Below are 25,625 nucleotides of genomic sequence, written 5' to 3'. Positions count from 1 at the left end.
GGAACGATAAATATTTACTGATTGTAAGAGAGGGGATAAATGGATATGAGAAAAGTCTTTTTATGTTTGTTGGCCTTGTCTTGTGTGGGCTTATCAGCTTGTCATAAGTTCCAATCGCTTCAAACAAATTCCAAAACAACCGTATCTACTACTAGCCAAACGCAAAAAGCATCATCTAGCTCGACTTTCACCTCAACGTCCATCTCAGAAAGTAGCACTCAAACAGAGTTAAGTAGTTCTTCAACACAGTCAATTACTACAGAAACTGAAAGTTTTGATAATCAGACCACACCAAGTAGTAGTCAAGATGAGGCTTCGGTGTCTCAGCCGACTGGAATACAGTTAGAAGAACTAGCTGTGGGAAATTACGCTTCTTTGGCTGGCACATGGACGACTGGAGATGGTTCGGATACCATCATTATCCAGCCTGATGGCTACAGTTACAATGCTAATTCTGGAGTTGGTTTTGTATCGCTTGTAGGTGGTTTACAATCTGTTAATGGCTATCCGTACATTTATTGTCAGTTTGAAGATGATAGTGTTATGAGAATCAATGTTCTTGTGTTGTTAGAAGCTGGGCGTGCAAGCGGCTCTTCAGATGCCAGTCGTGACCGTTTGTATTTTACCAGCAATCGTAGCAATGGCTATGAATTCGCGGATGATAGTTTGTGTTATTACAAGGTGGCAGACTAGAAGTGATTTAAAGGCTTAGATTTTTCAAACCCTACTTTTTATGGTAAAATAGAGAAGAATTTATTTAGATAGGTTGGATTGTTTACATGGAAAAAACATTCTTTATGATTAAGCCAGATGGTGTCAGACGTGGATTAGTCGGTGAAGTGTTGCATCGCATTGAAAGACGAGGATTCAAGATTGAAAAACTTGAAATGCGTATGGCTACTCCAGAGTTGTTAGAAAAACACTATGAAGATTTGGTTGACCGACCATTTTTCCCACAAATTGTTGATTTTATGACAAGTGGACCACTTATCACAGGTGTCTTGTCAGGGAACCAAGTGATTGGCTCATGGCGCACTATGATGGGAGCAACAAATCCTAAAGAAGCTCTTCCAGGAACAATCCGAGGCGACTACGCACAAGCCCCAGATGAAGGTGGCGCAACCTTCAACGTCGTTCACGGTTCAGATTCACCGGAATCAGCCGAACGCGAAATTTCCCTTTGGTTTGGCGAATAATGAAAGCAAGCACTTGAAAGTGTTTGCTTTTTTGTTTGCAAAAAGGTACAATGAAAGGGATTGCAAAAAAGTTAATAGAAGTCCTGGGTAAAGCGCTAAAAGTGGACAATGTTTAAAAAGTTTAAACAAACCAAATCTTTCTATCTACAAAATACGTATAGATGTTCTTGGCAATAGCTATTGTGTAAAAAAGAAGGAGATGAACTACGATTATATTTGAAAGGTAAACAAAAATAATTGGCAATTGGGGTTGCAATTTTTAAGTAGCTGTAAAACTTCATCAGTATCAAACAGCATCGTTGTTTGTGTTATGCACAAGCGGTAATTAACCAACTAGGTACGCTATTGATTTCAAGTATTGTGATACAGCGATGATGTTTATAAAAAATACAGAAAAACATTTATATCTTTTATCATTCACTGTCGAACGCATAGTATATAGCTAGAAAGCGTGGATATCATGAAAAAATGGCAGACAATCACAGCAATAGCTTTAACAATTTTTGCTCTCTCTATAGGAGGATTTGTGACTTACACTTATCTACGACCATCACATTACGGAGGTGGTATATTTACTGATGAAACTTCTCAATATACAACTTCTACTAGTGATACTATTTCTAGTACTACTGAAACCTCTCAATCTATAATTTCTACTAGTGAAACAGGGGGTGACGATGGTTATCATGAAGAAGCAGTAACTGAAACTGAAACCAATACAGCATCCAGTAACATTATTTATCTAACTGATGTTGTCGGACTTGGCACTGATCCTTCTATTTTCAAAGATGGTGGCTACTATATTGTGGCACCAGGAGGAGTGAGATCAGGATCAGAAATTGTATATTCAGTTTATAGATTGGAACGCGAAGGAACTATGGCCGATGGTAAACCAATTGTGGCAACTAAAGACTCTATTCTGACTGGTCCATACAATATTACAAAAGAATTTCTTTATTGGCTACGCTACTATGATCCTGACAATACACCAAATTCTAGCCTTGAAGAAAACTGGAATTACTTTGTTACAGAAAGAGAAGGATGAGATTGACACTATATTAATAGTGTGATAAAAATGATGAGGGCTGAGTTTTTGTGTTCTCAAGATTTAAGTAGCCGTAAACCAAAACACTACAGTGTATGCTTTAGCAATTGATTTAAATAGCTGCAAACTTTTAATAAAACGCTTATTTAGCTAAGGTTTTAAAAAGCGCCTAGCTTAACTCTAAGTACAGCAAATCAATAAGATAGGTGGGACTGTCGGAGCTCCCACATTTATCGACTGGCTAATAAAGCGGTGTGTTGTTGACAGATTCTTAACCTCTATTTTCTTGTATGATATTTTAAAATACTCTATTGTCAAATATTTTTCCTTGTATAGCTAGTTTTCAGATATCTAACTCACCTAACTATAACCACGTTTACTTTCTTGAAAATAAATCAAAAACAGGTGTGATGCTATTTTCTATGCGGGTGTTTGTCGCATGATAGGCTTTGCTTTTTAGGTCTTAACAACTTTCTATGGCGACGTTTTTGGTAATTTGGTATAATAGGAGTAGTGACTAATATTATAGGATTTTAAAATGGATATTCAAGAATTAAAAAAACGTCAAGAGAAGATTCGTAATTTCTCTATTATTGCACATATTGACCATGGGAAGTCGACTTTGGCGGACCGTATTTTGGAAAAGACTGAAACGGTTTCGAGTCGTGAAATGCAGGCACAACTGCTAGATAGCATGGATTTGGAGCGTGAGCGTGGTATCACGATTAAGCTTAATGCGATTGAGTTGAACTATACAGCTAAAGATGGCGAAACTTATATTTTTCACTTGATTGACACGCCAGGACACGTTGACTTTTCTTATGAGGTATCGCGTTCACTTGCTGCGTGTGAGGGGGCTATTTTGGTTGTGGATGCTGCTCAAGGTATCGAGGCGCAAACCCTCGCCAATGTTTACTTAGCTCTTGATAATGATTTGGAAATTTTGCCGGTTATCAACAAAATTGATTTGCCAGCAGCGGACCCAGAGCGTGTGCGTCAAGAAATTGAAGATGTGATTGGATTAGATGCTTCAGAGGCCGTTTTGGCATCGGCTAAAGCGGGAATTGGGATTGAGGAAATCCTCGAGCAAATCGTGGAATACGTTCCAGCTCCATCAGGAGATGTGGAGGCACCACTACAAGCTTTAATTTTTGACTCGGTTTATGACGCTTACCGTGGTGTTATTTTGCAGGTGCGTATTGTCAACGGTATGGTTAAACCTGGTGACAAAATTCAATTGATGTCAAACGGAAAAACCTTTGACGTTACTGAAGTTGGTATTTTCACTCCAAAAGCTATTGGACGTGATTTCCTAGCAACAGGTGACGTTGGTTATATCGCGGCTTCTATCAAGACCGTTGCAGACACGCGCGTTGGGGATACTATTACCTTAGCTGATAATCCAGCAGATAACCCGCTTCATGGCTATAAACAAATGAACCCAATGGTGTTTGCAGGGCTTTATCCGATTGAGTCAAACAAGTACAATGACTTGCGTGAAGCCCTTGAAAAACTGCAATTAAATGATGCCAGTCTTCAATTTGAACCTGAAACCTCACAAGCTCTGGGTTTTGGTTTCCGTTGTGGTTTCCTTGGTTTGTTGCACATGGATGTTATTCAAGAACGTTTGGAACGTGAGTTTAACATTGATTTGATTATGACAGCGCCGTCCGTTGTTTATCATGTCAATACGACAGACGGGGATATGCTTGAAGTGTCAAATCCATCAGAATTCCCAGAACCAACCAAAGTAGCCAGCATCGAGGAGCCTTATGTAAAAGCTCAAATCATGGTGCCACAAGAATTCGTTGGAGCTGTTATGGAATTGGCTCAGCGCAAACGTGGTGATTTTGTGACCATGGACTACATTGATGATAATCGGGTTAATGTTATTTATCATATTCCACTTGCCGAAATTGTTTTTGATTTCTTTGATAAATTGAAATCATCAACACGTGGCTATGCGAGCTTCGATTACGAAATTTCAGATTACCGTAAATCAAAACTGGTGAAAATGGATATCTTGCTTAATGGTGATAAGGTCGATGCCCTTAGCTTTATCGTGCACAACGAATTTGCCTATGAGCGTGGTAAATTGATTGTCGAAAAATTGAAGAAAATCATTCCACGTCAACAATTTGAAGTGCCAATTCAAGCGGCTATCGGTCATAAAATCGTGGCCCGTTCGGATATCAAAGCTCTTCGTAAAAACGTGTTGGCAAAATGTTACGGTGGTGACGTCTCGCGTAAACGGAAATTACTTGAAAAACAAAAAGCTGGTAAGAAACGCATGAAGGCGATTGGTTCTGTGGAAGTTCCACAAGAAGCTTTCTTGTCTGTCTTGTCAATGGACGATGACAACAGTAAAAACTAATCTTATCAGAACACCTCGTATTTAGTTGCGCTCGGATGTGTTTCTGAGCGCTTTTTAGGTACAGAAACTTAGTCAATCATTCAAATTTTTATCTATTTTTGGTAAAATAAATCTAAATGTATCTTGGGAGAACGGCATGAAATTATTAATCAATGTATCGCAATTAAAGGGAACGGTGAGAGTTCCAGGAGATAAATCAATCAGTCATCGCTCGATTATGTTTGGTAGCCTTGCCAAAGGTCAAACGACGATTCATGATATTTTACGTGGGGAAGATGTTCTATCAACTATGCAAGCTTTTCGTGATTTAGGTGTTGACATTCAAGATGACGGTGACCGTGTGACCATTACAGGTGTAGGTTTTGACGGGCTAAAGGCACCTCAAAAATCTTTGGATATGGGCAATTCTGGAACGTCTATTCGCTTGATTTCTGGAGTTTTAGCAGGGCAAGACTTTAGCATTGAGATGTTTGGGGACGACAGTTTGTCAAAACGTCCAATGGACCGTGTGACTATTCCCCTTCGTCAAATGGGGGTTGAGGTTTCAGGACAGACAGAACGTGATTTGCCACCATTGACTATGCATGGTAATAAAAAATTGAAACCAATTCACTATCAATTGCCTGTGGCATCTGCTCAGGTCAAATCAGCCCTTATTTTCGCAGCTTTGCAGGCTGACGGTGAATCCGTTATCATCGAAAAAGAACACACGCGCAACCACACAGAAGACATGATTGTTCAATTCGGTGGCTCAATTGATGTCAATGGTAAGGAAATCCGTATCACTGGCGGGCAAGAATTGCTTGGACAAGAAGTGGTGGTGCCAGGTGATATTTCCTCAGCAGCCTTTTGGTTGGTTGCAGGGCTCATTGTTCCAAATGCGAAAATAAGGCTTGAAAACGTTGGTATCAATGAAACACGCACGGGTATTCTTGATGTGATTGAAGCCATGGGCGGTCAACTAAGCCTGTCAGATGTGGACGATATTGCCAAATCAGCGACAATCACGGTAGAAACTTCCGACCTTCACGGGACAGAAATCGGTGGCGAAATCATTCCACGTTTGATTGATGAGTTGCCAATTATTGCCCTTTTGGCGACCCAAGCCGAGGGAAGAACTGTGATTCGCGATGCGGAAGAATTGAAAGTGAAAGAAACTGACCGTATTCAAGTGGTTGCGGATGCCTTGAATGCTATGGGCGCCAATATTACGCCAACAGATGACGGTATGATTATCGAAGGCAAAACGCCGCTTCATGGTGCAAGCATCAATACTTTTGGGGACCACCGCATCGGCATGATGACGGCAATTGCGGCTCTTTTGGTAGCAGATGGTGAGGTCGAACTGGACCGTTCAGAAGCCATCAACACTAGCTACCCAAGCTTCTTCAAAGATTTGGAGTTACTGACACATGGCTAGAATTATTATCGGTTTTATGGGCTCAGGCAAAACAACCATTTCTTCTTTGTTAGATGAGGATTACGTTGATATGGATGCAGTGATTGTAGAGCGCATCGGAATGCCTATTGCAGATTTTTTTGAAAAAGAAGGCGAAGCCCGTTTTCGTGAGATTGAATCACAAGTTTTGGCAGAATTGATAGCGTCTGACCGAGTGATTGCAACAGGTGGTGGCATTGTAACCAGTGCGGCTAACCGAGCACTTTTGGCAGAAAATCCTGAAACCATTTACTTGAAAGCAGATTTTGACACGCTCTATAATCGTATCCAAAAAGACACTAAAAATGTGCGTCCGCTATTTGTCAATAATAGCAAAGAAGACTTCAAGGCGATTTTTGATGGGCGCCAAGACTTGTACGAATCAGTTGCCAACCGTATTATTGAAGTAGCTGGTAAAACGCCCAAAGACATTATTGAGGAAATCGGATGAAAGTTGGTTACCTAGGACCAAGCGGTTCGTTTACACACAATGTTGCGGTCAAAGCCTTTCCAAAAGCTGACCGTATCCCTTTTGCAAATATCACCGAAGTCATTAAATCTTATGAGGAAGGCTTGGTGGATTATGCTATTATCCCCGTTGAAAATTCGATTGAAGGCTCGGTGCATGAAACCCTAGATTACTTGTTTCATCAAACGGATATTAGTGCCATTGCAGAAGTGATTCAACCCATTAAGCAACAATTATTAGCAACGGCACAGGATAAGCCTGTCGGAAAAATCTTCTCACATCCGCAAGCCATTGCCCAAGGGAAAAAATACATCAAAAGCCATTACCCCCATGCACAAATTGAAGTGACTGCTAGCACGGCTTACGCTGCGCGTTTTATCGCAGAACACCCAGACAAACCTTACGCAGCTATTGCTCCCGTGGCAGCAGCTAAAGAATATGATTTGGAAATCATCGGCAAGGACATTCAGGAAATAGATGAAAATTACACGCGTTTTTGGGTGCTAGGGCATGAACCTTATGTCTTTGATCTGATCAAAGACACGCAAAAAATATCCTTGGCATTAACTCTTCCTGACAATCTCCCTGGAGCTCTCTACAAAGCCTTGTCTGTTTTTGCTTGGCGGGGCCTTGATTTGACTAAAATTGAAAGCCGTCCTTTGAAAACGGCATTGGGGGAGTATTTTTTCATCGTTGATGTGGATAATAGCAATCATGATTTGGTGACTTTTGCCTTAGAAGAATTGCGTGTTTTAGGTATTACTTACAATGTTATGGGGATATATGACGTCTATTGTTTATGATTAGAAAGTGAAGGACTGGTATGATAAAATGGTAGAAAATCGTTTAAGTCGCCACGAGGAATTGCGGTATCAATACCTGTTACGAAATCTTGAATATTTAAGCGAGCGTGAGAAGCAGGAGTTTGATTACCTTTATCAAAAAAAATTAGCGAGCATCTCTAGTCCCTCCCATTATACCCAACCAGCTGCGCCTCATGACCCACGTCCTATTTATCAGGAGGTTAATGATCAAGCTTATGATGGCTACGATGACTATGCGAATTGGGAAGATGAGAAGCAATGGACCGCACCAGGACTTCCCAAATATCCAGACGAAGCCCCTCCCAAGCGTTCTAAAAAAGCCAAACGTGCCTGCCGTTTTACAGATGTGTCTGGAGAAAGACCAAAAAAGAAGAAACGGCACTTCTTTAAACGCTTGATGAAATGGCTAGCTTTGCTTGTGGTGGCAACCATGGCTGGCATGATTTATATGTTTTTCAAGGGAGTGCGTGATGTATCAGAGGGCAATACCAATTACACCCCTGGCGTGACGGAAACGTTTCACGGTGAAAATAGTCCTGACGGCACCAATATTTTGATTTTGGGAAGTGACCAGCGGGTGACCCAAGGCTCGTCTGATGCCAGAACCGATACCATTATGGTGATGAATATCGGAAATAGCGATGACAAAATTAAATTAGTGAGCTTCATGCGTGATATCTTGGTTAATATTCCGGGTGTTAGCTACAATGATTACACTAATGACCAAAAGCTAAATGTCGCCTTTAATATTGGTGAGCAAGATCACAATCAAGGAGCTGATCTTATGCGCCAAACCTTGAAGGATAATTTTGGCATCAACATCAAATATTACGTGATGGTTGATTTTGAAACGTTCGCAGAAGCCATCAACACGCTATTCCCAAATGGGGTTGAAATAGATGCCAAATTTGGTACTGTAGATGGTCAAGAAGTAACTTCCGTCGAAGTTCCTGATGACCTCAATATGCAGCCTGACGGTAGCGTTCCTAGCCAAACCATTAACGTTGGTAAACAACGCATGGATGGTCGTACCTTGCTCAATTACGCACGTTTTCGTAAGGACGATAATGGGGACTATGGCCGTACCCAACGTCAACAACAAGTGATTACCGCCATTATCAATCAAGTCAAGGACCCCGCCAAACTTTTTACAGGGTCTGCGGCTATCGGTAAAATCTATGCCCTTACCTCAACCAATATCTCTTATCCATTTTTCCTCAAGGAAGGCTTGTCTGTCATCACCAGCGGTCAAAAAGGCATTGAGCAAGTCACCATTCCAGCAGAAGGGGATTGGACAGACGAGTATGATATGTATGGAGGTCTAGGCATTGCCATTGATTTTGATAAATATCAACGAGAACTAAAAGAATTGGGATTGCGTGAATAGCGTTATGTTATAATAGAGGGACAGTGATGTTTCTCTATTTTTTGAGGAAGTAGAAAGGATATTATGTTAGAAAAAAATAGCATTGTAGAGGTTGAGATCACAGATTTATCGCACGAAGGAGCAGGGGTGGCCAAGTTTGATGGCTTCGTCTTTTTCGTTGAAAATGCCCTTCCTGGTGAAACCATCAAGATGCGTGTCTTGAAAGTTAAGAAAAATATTGGATTTGGTAAGGTTGAAGAATACCTAACCCTCTCGCCTTACCGTAATCAAGATGTCAATGTGGATTATTTGCGAACAGGAATTGCAGATTTTGGACATTTGGCTTACTCAGAGCAACTCAAATTCAAACGCAAACAAGTCGTGGATAATCTGTATAAAACAGCTGGTATTTCAGATGTTGAAGTCGCAGAAACTATGGGAATGGCGCATCCTTATGCTTATCGCAATAAGGCCCAAGTGCCTGTTCGTCGTGTCAACGGTCAGCTAGAAACTGGCTTTTTCCGCAAACATTCTCATGATCTGATGCCTATTACTGATTTTTACATTCAAAACAAAGAAATCGATCGCTTGATTTTATTTACCCGTGATTTGCTGCGTCAATTTGATATTAAACCGTATGATGAAAAAGCTCAAACTGGCTTGATTCGCAATCTCGTGGTTCGTCGTGGTCATTACTCAGGTGAAATGATGCTGGTTTTTGTTACAACACGCCCTAAAATATTCCGTATTGAGCAAATCATCGCTAAAATCGTAGCAGCCTTTCCAGCGGTGAAATCCATTATTCAAAATATTAATGACAAAAACACCAATGCTATTTTCGGTCAGGAATTTAGAACGCTTTACGGAAAAGACACAATTGTAGATACTATGCTGGGTAATCAGTACGAAATTTCAGCACGTTCTTTCTATCAAGTTAATACTGAAATGGCAGAGAAACTTTACCAGACCGCTATTGATTTTTCAGATTTAACACCAGAAGACATTGTCATTGATGCCTATTCAGGTATTGGAACCATTGGGCTTTCATTTGCCAAAAAAGTCAAAGCTGTCTATGGGGTCGAAGTGATTGAAGAAGCTGTCGCCGATGCCAAACGCAATGCTGCCCTAAATAGCATCACCAATACCCATTATGTGGCGGACTCAGCCGAGCACGCTATGGAAACTTGGATCAAAGAAGGTATTAAACCAAGCGTAATTTTGGTGGATCCACCACGCAAAGGCTTAATTGAAAACTTCATCAAAGCAAGCGTCGCCATGCAACCAGACAAAATCACCTACATTTCATGTAACCCAGCTACCATGGCGCGTGACATCAAACACTACCAAGAGTTAGGCTACAAACTCCAAAAAGTTCAACCCGTCGATTTATTCCCAAATACCCATCATGTGGAGTGCGTAGTGTTGCTACAACGAAGCAACGGGTGAAAATCCTTTATTTTAAGCATTTTTTCAAATATTTTGTCTTTATTGAAAAGAGTGATTTTGACATAAAAAAGGTTCAAAAAAGTACATTGATGTGAACGTCTGTTTGGATGTCGACTGCGTAGACAAAAAATAGATACGTCATAAATATAATGGTTCAGCGAGAACATTTTAATAAGTGTTCTCGTTTTTTTTATCTGGCTCATTGTCAACTGTAGTGGGTTGATGCCAGCTAACATCTAGAGAGAACCAAATTGGTTTTCTCTTTTTTGACGTTCAAAGCGATGAGAATGCGTTTTTTAAAGTTTTCAAAGTTCCTAAAGCCATAGGCATTCCGCTTGATAACCTTGATCAGATTGTTAGTAGCTTCGAGTTTGGCATTAGAGTAAGGTAAAGTAATGGCGTTGATGACTTTCTTCTTATCCTTTCGGAAGGTTCGAAAAACCGTCCGAAAGATTGGATGCACGAGCATGATATTGTCTTCAATGAGCTCAAAGAAGTGATCAGTGTTTTTCTCCTGAAAGTGGAACAGTGAGAGCTGGTAAAGGTCGTAATGACATTTCAATTCTTCTGAATAGCTGATGAGTCGATCTCGAATTTCTTTATTTGTTAGATGTTCTCTAAAGGTTGGACGGTAAAATCGCTTGTTATTCATCTTGCGACTATCCTGCTGTATCAGTTTCCAGTAGCGTTTAAGAGCTCGATATTCTATTGATTTACGGTCAAATCGGTTCATGATTTGGATACGAACACGGTTCATAGAACGACTAAGATGTTGGAGTAAACTAGTCCAGTGGACTATTTTAGCCCGAGCTTAAAAAATGAGAAAGCGAGGGGAAAACGGTCGAGAACGATTTGAGCATGCGGAAAAAGCTGTTTGGCCAGCTGTTAGTAAGGACTATACATATCCATAGTGATGAATTGTACACGTTCACGGACCTTTCTGTGATAACGCAGGAAATGGTTGCGGACGACTGCCTGTGTTCGTCCATCTAAGATAGCGATGATATTCTTGTTATCAAAATCCTGAGCGATAAAGCTCATTTTCCTTTTCTTAAAACTATACTCATCCCAGCTCATGACAGTAGGCAGGTGATTCAAGTTGGTTTTAAACTGAAACTCGTTGAGCATACGGATGACAGTAGAGGTTGACACCGATAGCTCCTCAGCTATTTTTGTCATGGAGGTCTTTTCGATGAGTTTTTGAGCGATTTTTTGATTGAGGATCGTCGGGATTTGATGATTCTTCTTGACGAGAAAAGTCTCAGCGACTTGCATCTTTCGACAGTTTGAACAGCGAAAGCGACGCTTCTTAAGCAGGATTCGACACTTGAAGCCGACACAGTCCAGATAAGGGATTTTAGAGGCTTTTTGAAAGTCATACTTCCCCATCTTTATCCCACAAGCAGGACAGTTCGGAGCATCGTAATCAAGAGAAGCTATAATTTCCTTGTGTGTTTGACAGTCTACAATATCGTTGATTGTGATATTTTGGTCTTTCATTCCGAGTAGTTTTGTGATAGTATTGAAGTGTTCCATATGATTCTTTCTAATGAGTAGTTTCGTCGCTTTTCATTATAAGTCATATGGGGCTTTTTTTCTATGCACGAAAAGGCTCCATAACTTCTGACTGGGTGTTACCCACTACAGAAATTATAGAGCCACATTTGTCAGGGGTTTCTTGGTTATGTGACTTTTTATAGAGCCTCTTTGTCTAGCTTTTTTTGTGTCTTCTTATGACAAGAAGATTACAGTTGTAAGGGCTTTTTGAGGAATGATACTGTGAAGGTCTTTTTTATGTTATAATGGCATTATGGAAATATTAAATACAACTGTAAGTCTATTTAGTCATGTCATTTTTATTGCTATGACCAATTCTTTGTTAAGGCAGTTATTTGACTGGTCTAAGTGGATAAAAAACACCCCTGATAATATCGGGCGCTTGAAAGTGTTTATCTTGTTTTTAAGCATTGCAATTGGCTACTTGGTTAGCAATTTTATCCTGGAAATTGTGACATTGAGTCAAACACTTTTCTTCAGCTTTCAATAAAAGCATTAAATAGAAAACTGTGATATAATTCTAGTTAATAGAATATTGAGAATGGAGTTCATTTTGGATAAGATTATTATAGAAGGTGGTCATACGCGTTTGCAAGGAGAAGTGGTCATTGAAGGGGCTAAAAATGCCGTCTTGCCACTTCTTGCAGCCACCATTTTACCAGAAGAAGGAAAGACGGTACTTACGAATGTGCCAATTCTTTCGGATGTGTTTACCATGAATCATGTGGTGCGTGGTTTGGACATTCAAGTGGATTTTGATGAAGCCACTAACACCATTGAGGTTGATGCATCAGGAAAAATTTTAGATGTTGCTCCTTACGAGTATGTGAGCAAAATGCGTGCTTCTATCGTTGTTCTGGGACCTATCTTGGCTCGTAACGGCCATGCCCAAGTATCTATGCCAGGCGGTTGCACGATTGGAAGTCGTCCGATTGACTTGCACCTAAAAGGTTTGGAGGCAATGGGAGCAACTATCACACAATCTGGCGGTGATATTACTGCGACAGTTGACGGCAAGTTGCGTGGAACCACGATTTACATGGATTTCCCATCTGTTGGAGCAACGCAAAACTTGATGATGGCAGCCACTTTGGCAGAAGGTGTGACAACCATTGAAAATGCTGCACGCGAACCAGAAATTGTTGATTTAGCCATGCTGCTAAATAAAATGGGAGCAAAGGTTAGAGGAGCAGGTACAGAAACCTTGACCATTACTGGTGTGGAAAGCCTTCGCGGTGCAGAACACGATGTGGTGCAAGACCGTATTGAAGCAGGGACTTTCATGGTCGCTACAGCCATGACTTCAGGTAATGTTTTGGTGAAAGATGCCATTTGGGAACACAATCGTCCGTTGATTTCGAAATTGATTGAGATGGGCGTGACAGTGATTGATGAAGAAGAGGGTATCCGTGTGATTGCGGACACGCCAGCCTTAAAACCAGTGACTGTTAAAACCCTACCCCACCCTGGTTTTCCAACGGATATGCAGGCACAATTTACCGCTTTGATGGCGGTTGTGAACGGCGAATCAACCATGATTGAAACGGTTTTTGAAAATCGTTTCCAACACCTTGAAGAAATGCGCCGCATGGGCTTGCAGTCTGAGATTTTGCGTGATACAGCAATGATTCATGGAGGCAAAGAATTGCAAGGAGCACCTGTCATGTCTACAGACTTGCGTGCCAGTGCTGCCTTGATTATGATTGGTATGGTGGCAAAAGGCACAACAACAGTTGGCAAATTGGTTCACCTTGACCGTGGCTACTACAAATTCCATGAAAAATTAGCAAAACTAGGAGCGCATATTAAGCGTGTAAGCGAGGACTAAATGACAACAGGTTGGAAATATGTTGCAAAACAACTAACCTTAATTCTAGTGGTGGTGATTCTTAGCGTTCTTTTTCTAGCTATCGGTTTAATGCTAGGTTACAGCGTTTTTGGAGAGGGTAAGAACCCCTTAGCCATCTTATCCCTTGATAAATGGCAGTCCATTATCGGAAAATTCACTGGAAACGGTTAGGTTAATCACATTATCAAATTCAAAGTGGATAATCGCCTTTATGCGAGTAAATGCGGTTTTCCACTTTTTTAATGGAAGGAATTATGGCGAAAAAATCAAAAACATCAAAACAGTTTAAATCCATTATTGCAGTACTAGTTGCCTTAATTGGTATCGGGACGGGCTGGGTAACCACCTCAGAATCAGGCGAGCAATCCTTGCAGCAGGTGGTTTCCTTGGTCACTGGGCAAGAAACGTCTGCCTCATCTATCACGTCTAACCAATCCAAATCAACAGACGGTGCCCCAAGTCAAGCCTTAGCAGAAACGGTTTTAACTGATAGCGTCAAGGAACAGTTGGGCAACAAGCTTGAGTGGAATGGGGCTGGAGCTTATATTGTGAATCAAAACAAGACGTCTTTAAATGCCAAGGTATCGAGTAAGCCTTATGTCAACAACAAAACCAAAACCGTTCAAGGGCAAACGGTTCCGACGGTTGCGAATGCCTTGCTAAGCAAATCCACACGCCAATACAAGAGCCGTGAGGAAACTGGCAATGGCTCAACTTCTTGGAAACCAGCTGGCTGGCACCAATTGCAACACTTGTCAGGAACTTATCACCATGCCGTTGATCGCGGGCATTTGCTGGGCTATGCTTTGGTTGGTGGTCTAAAAGGATTTGATGCCTCAACCAGCAATCCTGCTAATGTGGCAACGCAAACAGCTTGGGCAAATGAAGCCAACTCAGAAGACTCAACAGGTCAGAATTACTATGAATCACAGGTTCGCAAGGCTTTGGATCAAAACAAACGTGTGCGTTATCGCGTGACCTTAATCTATGATGGCGACAATATTCTCTCAAGTGGTACGCATTTGGAGGCAAAATCATCAGACGGTAGTTTGGAATTTAATGTCTTTATTCCAAATGTCCAAAGCGGCCTGACTTTCAATTACTATTCTGGTGAGGTCAGTGTCAATTAGCCGTTTTTCAATCTTGTCAAATGGTTTAAAATTTGTTAGAATAAACTGTAATTGAATAGTGTCTTGTGAGAGTAGTACCCTTATGGCAGTTTAACAGGGAATGGGAGCCGTGACTGGAAGCTTCCTAGATGAAAGTTTGGCGAATTCACTCACCAAAAAAGACAAGAATTAAGGTCTGCAAGTCAGATAAAAAACGGATGGTACCGCGTGTCAACGCTCCGCTAATGGAGCTTGGCACGTTTTTCGTTTTGTGAGCAGTATTCAGAGAGGGAATGGAATGGATTTACAAGCGCAATTAGAAGAATTAAAAGAAACAACGCAAGCCAAGTTGGCTGAAATGCATGGCGATCATGCCAAAGAACTTCAAGAATTACGTGTACAAGTTCTTGGGAAAAAAGGATCATTGACAGAATTGTTGAAAGGTTTGAAAGAACTCTCACATGATATGCGTCCAGTGGTTGGAAAACAAGTCAATGAAGTCCGCGACGTCTTGACAAAAGCTTTTGAAGAACAAGCTAAAATTGTTGAAGCAGCAAAAATTAAAGCTCAATTAGAATCTGAAAGTTTGGATGTGACTTTGCCAGGTCGCCATGTGAACCTTGGTAACCGTCATGTCTTGACTCAAATCAGCGAAGATATTGAAGACATTTTCATCGGTATGGGCTTCCAAGTAGTCGATGGTTTTGAAGTGGAAACAGATTACTACAACTTTGAACGCATGAATTTGCCAAAAGACCATCCAGCGCGTGATATGCAAGACACTTTCTACATTACAGAAGAAATCTTGCTTCGTACGCACACAAGCCCTGTTCAAGCCCGTACACTTGACAAACACGACTTTGCCAAAGGACCTTTGAAAATGATTTCACCAGGGCGTGTGTTCCGTCGTGACACCGACGATGCCACACACAGCCACCAATTCCACCAAATCGAAGGACTTGTGGTTGGCGAAAATATTTCAATGGGTGACCTTAAAGGAACGCTTGAGATGATTATCAAAAAAATGTTTGGTGAAGACCGTAAAATCCGCCTTCGTCCATCTTACTTCCCATTCACGGAGCCATCTGTTGAAGTGGACGTGTCATGCTTCAAATGTGGTGGTAAAGGCTGTAACGTTTGTAAGAAAACAGGTTGGATTGAAATTCTTGGGGCAGGAATGGTTCACCCTCGCGTCTTAGAAATGTCTGGTGTTGACTCTGAAAAATATTCTGGCTTTGCTTTTGGTCTTGGTCAAGAACGCATTGCAATGCTTCGCTATGGTATCAACGATATTCGTGGTTTCTATCAAGGCGATATGCGTTTTTCAGAACAATTTAAATCTTAAGCAAGTGTAGCTATTAAAATCAGCTCATTTACAAAAAAGTCAGTCTAAAAGAATAAACAGTAGAAAGGAATAAAGCGTTTGTCATTTGAGTTTTGCTTGAATGCAAACACGCTTTTAACGATTAGATTATGTTAGTCAGTTATAAATGGTTAAAAGAGCTTGTCGATGTTGATGTGACAACACACGAGCTTTCTGAAAAAATGTCAACAACAGGGATTGAAGTTGAGGGGGTATCAAGCCCGTCTGATGGTTTAACGAAATTGGTCGTTGGTCATGTGGTTTCTTGTGAAGATGTCCCTGATACTCACTTGCACCTTTGCCAAGTGGATACAGGTGATGACGAATTGCGCCAAATCGTTTGTGGTGCCCCAAATGTGACTGCAGGGATTAATGTCATTGTAGCCGTTCCAGGAGCTCGTATTGCAGACAATTACAAAATCAAAAAAGGTAAAATCCGTGGCATGGAATCACTTGGGATGATTTGTTCTCTAGAAGAACTTGGTTTGCCTGATTCAATCATTCCAAAAGAATTTTCAGATGGTATTCAAATCTTGCCAGCAGAAGCAAAACCAGGTGATAGCATTTTCCCATACCTTGATTTGGATGATGAGATTATTGAATTGTCAATCACACCAAACCGTGCGGACGCTCTTTCAATGCGTGGGGTTGCTCATGAAGTGGCAGCCATTTATGGCAAATCTGTTCACTTCCCACAAAAAGACGTAAAAGAAGTTGAAAAAGCAGCCAAAGATGTGATTGATGTGGCTATCGAATCTGATAAGGTTTTGACTTACAAAGCGCGTGTGGTGGAAAATATAACGGTAAAACCAAGCCCACAATGGTTGCAAAACCTTTTGATGAATGCTGGTATTCGCCCAATCAACAATGTGGTTGACGTCACTAACTACATCTTGTTGTACTTTGGTCAACCAATGCACGCTTTTGATTTGGATAAATTTGACGATAGCAAAATTGTTGCCCGTCAAGCGCGTTTGGGTGAAAAATTGGTAACCCTTGATGGCGAAGAACGTGACCTGGTGGATGAGGACCTTGTTATCACTGTTGCGGACAAACCAGTTGCCCTTGCAGGTGTTATGGGTGGACAAGCAACTGAAATTGATAACCAATCTAAAAACGTTGTTTTGGAAGCTGCGGTCTTTGATGGCACATCTATTCGCAAAACCAGCAGCCGCTTGAACCTTCGTTCTGAAAGCTCATCACGTTTTGAAAAAGGCATCAACTACGCAACTGTTGATGAAGCCCTTGATTTTGCAGCTGCTATGCTAAATGAATTGGCAGGCGGAGAAGTTCTTGTTGGGTGTGTTGAAGCTGGTTTTGTTCCAACAACAGACGTTGAAGTATCAACAAGCCTTGATTACGTTAACGTTCGCTTGGGTACATCCTTAACTTATGCTGATATCGAAGATGTCTTTGCCAAACTTGGCTTTGGTGTGTCTGGCAATGCAGAACATTTCACTGTTTCAGTGCCACGTCGTCGCTGGGATATTGCCATTCAAGCTGATTTGGTTGAAGAAATTGCGCGTATCTATGGTTATGACAATCTACCAACAACCCTTCCAGAAGCTGCTGGAACAGCAGGCGAATTGACTGCGACGCAAAAATTACGCCGCAAAGTGCGTTCAATCGCAGAAGGTGCTGGTTTGACTGAAATCGTGTCATACGCCTTGACAACACCTGAAAAAGCTGTTGAATTTACCTTACAACCAAGCCATTTGACCGAATTAATGTGGCCAATGTCAGTGGAACGCTCAGTGCTTCGTCAAAACATTGTGTCTGGTATGTTAGATACCATCGCTTACAACGTCGCTCGTAAAAACAGCAATATTGCCATTTACGAAATTGGTAAAATCTTTGAACAAAAAGGCAATCCAAAAGAAGATTTGCCAAATGAAATCAGCACTTTTGCTTTTGCGATTTCTGGTTTAGTGGCTGAAAAAGATTTCCAAACCAAGGCAACTCCAGTTGATTTCTTCTATGCCAAAGGTATTTTGGACGCTCTCTTTGATAAGCTTGATGTGACGGTGGATTATGTGGCTGAAAAAGGTCTTGACAGCATGCACCCAGGACGTACAGCAGCCATCTACCTAGATGACCAATTGCTTGGATTTGTCGGACAAGTTCACCCACAAACCGCTAACAACTACAATATTCCTGAAACTTATGTTGCAGAATTGAACTTGGATATGATTGAAGCAGCTCTTCCTGCGGATAAAACTTTTGTTGACATCACCAAATTCCCTGCAGTTTCTCGTGATATTGCCTTGTTATTGCCAAGCACAACAACGCATAAAGACATCATTACAGCTATTGAATCGGCTAACGTGAAACGTTTGACAGATATCAAACTCTTTGACGTTTATGCTGGTGCTAATATCGCCGAAGGCATGAAATCAATGGCTTACAGCCTTACATTCCAAAATCCAAACGATAACTTGACTGATGAAGAAGTTACTAAATACATGGATAAAATCACTAAAGTCCTTGTTGAACAACTAGGAGCAGAAGTTCGTTAATCATTTGATACAATATTATGCTATTTTGGTTAATATAGATAAACCACCTCTACGAAAGTAGTGGTGGTTTCTTGTTTATCAAAAGGCCAAACCAAAAGCAGAATTTGGTATAATAGGATTATCTAGTGACATGACGAAGGATTATTATGAAATTATTATATACAGATATTCAGTTTGATATGACTGAAATTTTGGCAAGAAAAGCGATGGAAGAGGCTAAAGCTGGTAAGCGTGTTTTCTACATCGCTCCAAACTCTTTGTCTTTTGAAAAAGAAAGGGCAGTTTTGGAACTTTTGCCTGACCAAGCGTCTTTTGCCATTACCATTACACGTTTTGCTCAAATGGCGCGCTATTTTGTCTTAAATGAACCTCAGACCAAAGAAACGATTGATGACAATGGCTTAGCTATGATTTTTTATCGTGCGCTGTCTCATTTTTCTGATACAGATTTGAAAGTTTTCGGGCGTTTAAAGCAAGATACGAATTTCATCAAGCAATTGGTTGATTTGTATAAGGAATTAAAAACGGCTAACATGACCGTGCTTGATTTGACAGAATTGCATACGGCTGAGAAGCAAGAAGATTTGGTGAAAATCTTTTTGGCAGTTAATGACATTTTGTTAGCTAACCAGTATGAAAATCAATCAAAAATTGCATTTTTTGTTAAACAGGTAGCATCGGGTCATTTGGATGATGCGCTTGAAAATGTTGTTTTGGTTATCGATGGCTTTACTCGTTTTTCAGCAGAAGAGGAAGACTTAGTCAGCCTTTTAGAGGAAAAATGTGCTCAAGTGATTATCGGAACTTACAGTAGTCAAAAGGCTTATAAGGCTACATTTTCAACTGGGAATGTCTATCAGGCAAGTTTGGATTTTTTGCATTCTTTGGCTGCTAAATTTCAAACACAGCCAGAGTATGTCGAGAGTTCTCAAAAATCTCAAGAAGCATTTGCTAAGTTGTCAAAACTCTTTGAAGCTAAGCACGACTTTACAACATCAGATATCACCTTAACGCAAGATGATAAGAAACATTATGCTATCTGGAATGTTATTAATCAAAAAGAAGAAGTTGAGCATGTGGCAAAGGCTATTCGTCATAAACTTCACCAAGGCTATCGCTATAAAGATATTTTGGTGCTTTTGGGTGATGTGGATAGCTATCGTCTGCAAATCGGCAAAATTTTTGATAAATATGAAATTCCCTATTATTTTGGAAAAGCAGAGTCGATGAGCGATCATCCTTTGGTGCATTTTATTGATTCCTTGGAGCGCGTGAAACGTTATCGTTTTCGTATGGAAGATGTGGTTAATCTTTTGAAAACAGGACTTTATGGTTCCTTCACTCAAGATGATTTAGACCTTTTTGAGCAATATCTGATTTACGCTGATATTAAAGGACAAAGTAAATTTGGCAAGGAGTTCACGATTGCTTACAAGGGTGAAGAACACTTAGCTTATATTAATTGCATGCGCGAGCAAATCATAGCGCCTTTGCTAGGTTTATTTAAGGCACAAAAGCAGTTTGGCTCAAGCCTGCTTGAAAAATTGATGACTTTCTTGGGTGCTATTTCTTTGCCTGAGAATTTAGAGCGTATGGTAGCTACCTTCTCAGAAAATGACCAGGAAAAGCACGAGCAAGTTTGGCGAACATTTATTGGCATTCTCGAGCAATTTCAAACGATTTTTGGACAAGAAAAATTGTCTTTGGATGAATTTTTAGCTCTTCTAAGAAGCGGTATGTTGGCTGCCCAGTACCGCGTAGTGCCAGCAAGTGTTGATGTGGTTTCTGTAAAATCTTATGATTTGGTTGAGCCACATACCAATAAATTTGTCTTTGCACTTGGCATGACGCAGTCGCATTTCCCAAAGATTGCGCAAAATCGTAGCTTGATTTCAGATGAAGAACGTGCCAAGGTTAATGAGACAACAGCTGACAATCAACGTTTTGATATGATTAGTCGTGAAAATATTAAGAAAAATCATTTTGCTGCTTTGTCATTGTTTAATTCAGCGACGGAAGAATTGGTGCTCAGTTTGCCACAAATTGCTAACGAGTCAGAAGATAAGGAATCTTCTTATCTTGCGGAATTAGCTAGCTTTGGTGTGCCTGTTTTGGTTAAGGGACGAAATCGTTTGTCGACAGATGCTGAAGACATTGGGAATTATAAAGCGCTCTTATCTCGTGTGATTGAGGTTAATCGCTTAGCTATTGAAGAAGAACGCGAGCTTAGTAAAGAAGAGCAGACCTTCTGGTCAGTAGCTGTACGTTATCTTCGTAAAAAACTGGTAAATGACGGTATTGAATTGCCACTTATTAAGGACAATATGCAGACCAAGCCAGTTTCTGATGAAGTGATTGAGACGCGTTTTCCAAGTGATGAGCCGATTAATTTATCTTCATCAGCGGTGACAACTTTCTATAACAATCAGTACAAATATTTCTTACAGTATGTGCTTGGTTTACAAGAGGTTGAAACCATTCACCCTGATGCTAGAAATCACGGAACATACCTTCATCGTGTCTTTGAATTGGTCATGAAAGATGCTTCTAACCAGCCGTTTGACAATAAATTAGATCGAGCTATTCAAACAACCAACGCCGAAGATGCTTTCAAATTTATCTACGAAGAAGACGAGGAAAGCCGCTACTCATTGACAGTCTTAGAAGATATTGCTAGAAGCACGGCAACCATTTTACGTCAGGATACTCAGATCCAGGTGGAAAATGAAGAAGAACCTTTTGAATTAATGCTTGCCAATGCAGTTCGTATTCGAGGCATTATTGACCGTGTGGATCGTTTGTCAGATGGAAGTCTTGGGGTGGTTGATTACAAATCAAGTAACAATACCTTTGATATTCAAAAATTCTACAATGGTCTTAATCCGCAATTGGTGACTTATATGCAAGCACTTCGCGATAAAAAAATTAAAAGTAAATCAGATAAGATTTTTGGAGCCATGTACCTTCACATGCAAGAGCCAAAAGTAGATTTGTCATCGGTAACTACTACAGAGAAAATTTTGGAAAATTTGTCTAAAGAACTTCGCTATCGTGGCTTGTTCTTAGAAGATGAAAAAGGCTATTTATCAAATGGAAATTATCATCTTAATGATTCTGTTTACACGCAAGAAGAGTTAGATATTTTACTAGCTTATAATCAAAAATTATTCCTTCAAGCAGCTGAGCAAATTAAACAAGGATACTTTTTGATTAATCCTTACAGTGAGGATGGTAAGACGGTTAAGGGTGACCAATTAAAAGCTATCACACGCTTTGAAGCGGACCGCCACATGCCATACGCACGCAAGTGGTTTAAATTACCAAGAAAAGATAGACGTCAAGGCTTTTTGAGCCTGATGCAAGAAGAGGAGGAAAAAGATGACCTTTAAACCATTTTTAACGGCTGAAGCGATTTCTTCTCTACAGCAAAAAGAGGCGCAGTCATCAAAAGCGCAAAAACGAACACCTGAACAAATTGAAGCCATTTATAGCTATGGCAACAATATTTTGGTATCAGCGTCGGCTGGTTCTGGGAAAACTTTCGTCATGGTTGAGCGCATTATTGATAAAATTTTGCGTGGGATTGCTGTTGACCAGCTCTTTATTTCGACCTTTACAGTTAAAGCAGCGGGAGAATTAAAAGAACGTCTTGAGAAAAAAATCAGCCAAGCTTTGCAACAAGCGACGCATAATGATTTAAAAACCTATCTTAATGAGCAGCTGCTAGCTCTGCAGACTGCTGATATTGGAACCATGGATGCCTTTACGCAAAAGTTGGTTAACCAATACGGCTACACATTAGGAATTTCACCGACTTTTCGCATTATGACGGATAAGAGCGAACAAGATCTTGTCAAGAATGACGTTTTTGCAGATCTTTTTGCAGATTACATGACGGGGCAAAATCAAGACATTTTCCGCAAATTAGTTCGTAATTTTTCTGGCAATCGTAAAGATACCACAGCTTTTAGAGGAATTGTTTACAAAATCTATGATTTCAGTCAAGCAACGGATAATCCTAAGAAATGGCTGGCTGAGGTTTTCTTGAAAGGTGCTAGAACCTATACTGATTTTTCCGCTATTCCCGACCAAGAAGTTGTGGATTTTCTAGCTTGCATGCATGAGACAGCTAATCAATTACAAGATGTGACGGATTTAGAAGATTACAAGCAAAAAACAGCTAAGGGGACGCCTACAGCGGCTTATAAAAAGCATTTGAACATGATTGAGCATTTGCATGAGTGGGCTTTGCATTTTGAGACGCTTTACGGTCGTGATGGACTTGGTCGTTTGGCGACAGATGTGGCTGACTTGATTCCATCTAGTCCAGCTGTGACAGTTGCAGGGGTAAAATATCCAATTTTCAAGACTCTCCAAGGTCGTTTGGCTGGTCTGAAACACTTAGAAACTATCTTCAAATACCAATCGGAAAGTCTACCTTTGTTAGAACTTTTACAAGCGTTTATGCAGGATTTTTCTGAACAATATTTGCAAGCTAAAATCCAAGAAAATGCTTTTGAGTTTTCGGATATCGCTCATTTTGCTATCCAGATTTTGGAAGAAAATCCAGATATTCGTGAGCTCTACCAAGATAAATACCACGAAGTCATGGTCGATGAGTACCAAGATAACAATCACACGCAAGAACGCATGCTTGAATTATTGTCAAATGGTCATAATCGATTCATGGTGGGAGATATCAAGCAATCTATCTATCGTTTTCGTCAGGCTGATCCGCAGATTTTTAACCAAAAATTCAAGGATTTTCAAGAGCATCCAGAACATGGAAAATTAATTCTGCTAAAAGAAAACTTCCGTAGTCAGTCAGAAGTCTTGGATACGACAAATAGTGTCTTTACGCATTTGATGGACGAGTCTGTTGGGGAAATTTTGTATGATGGCATGCACCAGTTAGTAGCAGGCAGTCCCGCACAAAAAGAAGCTCATCCAGAAAATAAAACACAAGTCCTTATTTACGATACTGATGATGGTGGTGAACTTGCAAGTAGTCCAGAAGAGGAGCAAATCAATCCAAACGAGGTTAAGCTGGTAGCTAAAGAAATTATTCGCCTGCATAACGAAGGAGGTGTTGCCTTTGAAGACATCACGTTGCTAGTTTCATCACGTACGCGTAATGATGGTATTTTGCAGACTTTTGAACATTATGGTATTCCTTTGGTGACGGATGGCGGTGAGCAAAATTACCTAAAATCTGTTGAAGTTATGGTGATGCTAGATACCCTTCGAGCTCTGGATAATCCGCTTAATGATTATGCTTTGGTAGCTCTGATGCGTTCACCAATGTTTTCTTTTAACGAAGATGATCTTGCTCGTCTTGCTCTTCAAACAAGCGAGGATGAGACCAGAGCCAATCTTTACCAAAAACTAGAACATGCTTTGGCTAATCAAGGTCAGCATGCAGAATTGGTCACACCAGTTTTACGTGAAAAATTAAAAGATTTTATGACTTGCTTTAGCAAGTGGCGTGATTTTGCCAAATGGCATTCGCTTTATGATTTGATTTGGAAGATTTACAATGAGCGCTTTTATTATGATTACGTGGGCAATCTCCCCCGTGCCGAGCAGCGCCAAGCCAATCTTTACGCCCTTGCCCTTCGCGCTAATAATTTTGAAAAGACTGGCTTTAAAGGCTTATCACGCTTTATTCGCATGATTGATCGCGTCTTAGAAAGTGAAAATGATTTGGCTGACGTTGAAGTGGCCCTTCCAAAACATGCTGTGAATTTGATGACTATCCATAAGAGTAAAGGACTTGAATTCAAGTATGTCTTTATTTTGAACATTGATAAGAAATTCAGTATTCAAGACATGATGTCACCCTTGATTTTGTCACGTCAAAATGGAGCTGGTATCAAATATTTGGCTGACATGCGAGAAGAGTTAGATACGGATGTTTTTCCAACCGTTAAAGTCAGCATGGACACTTTGCCTTATCAGCTTAATAAACGTGAACTGCGCCTAGCAACCTTGTCTGAACAAATGCGTTTGTTCTATGTTGCCATGACCCGTGCTGAGAAGAAATTGTATTTAGTCGGAAAAGCAAGTTCTGAAAAATTGGTTGATAAATACAGCGGTAAGTCAGAAAATAATCATCTTCCAGTTGCAGAACGTGAAGCTTTCATGACTTTCCAAGATTGGATGTTGGCCATTCATGAAGCTTATAAGGACTTACCATTTAAGGTTGAATTTGTCACAGATGAAGATCTGACAGAAGAGAAAATCGGGCAGATTGAAGTCAAATCAGCTATTAAACCTGATGATTTGTCAAATAACCGCCAGTCAGAAAATATTGCAGAAGCTTTGGAGAGACTTGAGGCAGTTGCAGAGTTGAATACCAAATATCAATCAGCCATTAACCTGCCAAGCTTAAGAACACCTAGTCAGGTTAAGAAACTGTATGAGCTTGTTATGGATACTGATGGTGTTGATGTGATGGCTAAGAAGGACCAAGTAAAACCAAGCTTTGCCTTACCTGATTTTTCGAAAAAAGCCAAGGTTGAAGCGACAGCGATTGGTTCTGCCATGCACGAGCTCATGCAGCGCATTTCCTTGTCTCAAAAAGTGACACTAGAGGATATTTCAAAAGCTCTAACACAAGTGTCTGCTAAAGATGAAGTTAAAGCGCGCATTCATCTAGAAAATGTTTTGGATTTCTTTGAAAATTCAGCTCTTGGACAATTGATTCAGCAAAATACTGACAAAATCTACCGCGAAGCTCCATTTGCTATGCTAAAAGAAGACCCTGAGAGCAAAGAAAAATTTGTTGTTCGTGGGATTGTCGATGCTTATCTTATTTTAGAGGATCGTTTGGTTCTTTTAGATTACAAGACTGATAAATACACAAACAGCGAGGAAATCAAAGACCGATACCAAGGTCAAATGGCACTTTATGCCGAAGCACTCAGCAAGTCATATCATATTGATCAAGTTGATAAATACCTTGTTTTACTTGGTGGAGAGTGTCTGGAAGTAGTTAAACTTTAAAAGTAATTAAAAAAACGACCGTTTAGCATAAAGCTTGCGGCCGTTTTTGGTATAGTATATTGTATATT

17 protein-coding genes and 1 pseudogene are annotated in these 25,625 nt (G+C 40.4%); 17 read left to right on the top strand and 1 reads right to left on the bottom strand.

What is annotated here, in order from left to right; all coding sequences use genetic code 11:
* The first annotated feature begins 39 nt into the window (after positions 1–39).
* The 9 genes from HFK82_RS04485 (at position 40) to rlmD (ending at position 10,158) form a co-directional block, all read left to right on the top strand.
* Positions 40–693, top strand: coding sequence for a hypothetical protein (locus tag HFK82_RS04485; RefSeq protein ID WP_168260950.1), 654 nt, complete (start codon positions 40–42; stop codon positions 691–693).
* A gap of 86 nt (positions 694–779) precedes the next feature.
* The gene (gene ndk, locus HFK82_RS04480) at positions 780–1,196 is read left to right on the top strand and encodes a nucleoside-diphosphate kinase (protein WP_154454356.1); all 417 of its coding nucleotides are present in this window, start codon (positions 780–782) and stop codon (positions 1,194–1,196) included.
* Positions 1,197–1,656: 460 nt separating this feature from the next.
* Positions 1,657–2,241 carry a hypothetical protein gene (locus HFK82_RS04475; RefSeq protein WP_168260949.1) on the top strand — a complete coding sequence of 195 codons (585 nt, stop codon included), beginning with the start codon at positions 1,657–1,659 and terminating at the stop codon, positions 2,239–2,241.
* A 538-nt stretch (positions 2,242–2,779) separates the two neighbouring features.
* A complete protein-coding gene (lepA, locus tag HFK82_RS04470; protein ID WP_154455250.1) occupies positions 2,780–4,615 on the top strand; it encodes a translation elongation factor 4 in 1,836 nt (611 codons plus the stop codon).
* Positions 4,616–4,751: 136 nt separating this feature from the next.
* A complete protein-coding gene (gene aroA / locus HFK82_RS04465) occupies positions 4,752–6,035 on the top strand; it encodes a 3-phosphoshikimate 1-carboxyvinyltransferase (RefSeq protein ID WP_168260948.1) in 1,284 nt (427 codons plus the stop codon).
* Positions 6,028–6,504 carry a shikimate kinase gene (locus tag HFK82_RS04460; RefSeq protein WP_168260947.1) on the top strand — a complete coding sequence of 159 codons (477 nt, stop codon included), beginning with the start codon at positions 6,028–6,030 and terminating at the stop codon, positions 6,502–6,504. The genes aroA and HFK82_RS04460 overlap by 8 nt, the downstream gene beginning before the upstream one ends.
* Complete coding sequence (pheA, locus tag HFK82_RS04455; protein WP_168260946.1) at positions 6,501–7,325, top strand: prephenate dehydratase; 825 nt, start codon at positions 6,501–6,503, stop codon at positions 7,323–7,325. The genes HFK82_RS04460 and pheA overlap by 4 nt, the downstream gene beginning before the upstream one ends.
* Before the next feature lie 28 nt (positions 7,326–7,353).
* A complete protein-coding gene (locus HFK82_RS04450) occupies positions 7,354–8,733 on the top strand; it encodes an LCP family protein (protein WP_168260945.1) in 1,380 nt (459 codons plus the stop codon).
* A gap of 63 nt (positions 8,734–8,796) precedes the next feature.
* The gene (gene rlmD, locus HFK82_RS04445) at positions 8,797–10,158 is read left to right on the top strand and encodes a 23S rRNA (uracil(1939)-C(5))-methyltransferase RlmD (RefSeq protein ID WP_168260944.1); all 1,362 of its coding nucleotides are present in this window, start codon (positions 8,797–8,799) and stop codon (positions 10,156–10,158) included.
* A 229-nt stretch (positions 10,159–10,387) separates the two neighbouring features.
* Here the strand turns inward: rlmD and HFK82_RS04440 are convergent.
* A pseudogene (locus tag HFK82_RS04440) lies at positions 10,388–11,694 on the bottom strand (ISL3 family transposase).
* Positions 11,695–11,968: 274 nt separating this feature from the next.
* Here HFK82_RS04440 and HFK82_RS04435 point away from each other — a divergent pair.
* The 8 genes from HFK82_RS04435 (at position 11,969) to addA (ending at position 25,557) form a co-directional block, all read left to right on the top strand.
* Entirely contained in the window at positions 11,969–12,205 is a 237-nt protein-coding gene (locus HFK82_RS04435) for a DUF1146 family protein (RefSeq protein ID WP_154454301.1), read from the top strand.
* A 63-nt stretch (positions 12,206–12,268) separates the two neighbouring features.
* Positions 12,269–13,543: a UDP-N-acetylglucosamine 1-carboxyvinyltransferase gene (gene murA, locus HFK82_RS04430; RefSeq protein ID WP_168260943.1), complete on the top strand. Its 1,275-nt coding sequence runs from the start codon at positions 12,269–12,271 to the stop codon at positions 13,541–13,543.
* Positions 13,544–13,735, top strand: a complete 192-nt coding sequence (locus HFK82_RS04425; RefSeq protein ID WP_154454299.1) for a DNA-directed RNA polymerase subunit beta — start codon at positions 13,544–13,546, stop codon at positions 13,733–13,735. It abuts the gene before it with no gap.
* A gap of 83 nt (positions 13,736–13,818) precedes the next feature.
* Complete coding sequence (locus HFK82_RS04420) at positions 13,819–14,694, top strand: DNA/RNA non-specific endonuclease (RefSeq protein ID WP_168260942.1); 876 nt, start codon at positions 13,819–13,821, stop codon at positions 14,692–14,694.
* Positions 14,695–14,971: 277 nt separating this feature from the next.
* Complete coding sequence (gene pheS / locus HFK82_RS04415) at positions 14,972–16,018, top strand: phenylalanine--tRNA ligase subunit alpha (protein WP_168260941.1); 1,047 nt, start codon at positions 14,972–14,974, stop codon at positions 16,016–16,018.
* Positions 16,019–16,146: 128 nt separating this feature from the next.
* Entirely contained in the window at positions 16,147–18,552 is a 2,406-nt protein-coding gene (gene pheT / locus HFK82_RS04410; RefSeq protein ID WP_168260940.1) for a phenylalanine--tRNA ligase subunit beta, read from the top strand.
* Between the two features lie 146 nt (positions 18,553–18,698).
* Entirely contained in the window at positions 18,699–21,941 is a 3,243-nt protein-coding gene (rexB, locus tag HFK82_RS04405) for an ATP-dependent nuclease subunit B (protein ID WP_168260939.1), read from the top strand.
* Complete coding sequence (addA, locus tag HFK82_RS04400; RefSeq protein WP_168260938.1) at positions 21,931–25,557, top strand: helicase-exonuclease AddAB subunit AddA; 3,627 nt, start codon at positions 21,931–21,933, stop codon at positions 25,555–25,557. Before rexB ends, addA begins: the two co-directional genes overlap by 11 nt.
* Positions 25,558–25,625: the final 68 nt, after the last annotated feature.

Origin of the sequence: Streptococcus alactolyticus, assembly GCF_012277075.1 — a bacterium.
Taxonomy (GTDB): Bacteria; Bacillota; Bacilli; order Lactobacillales; family Streptococcaceae; genus Streptococcus; species Streptococcus alactolyticus.
The sequence above is the reverse complement of the archived record's forward strand: the minus strand, read 5'-3'. Positions and strand labels throughout refer to the sequence as shown.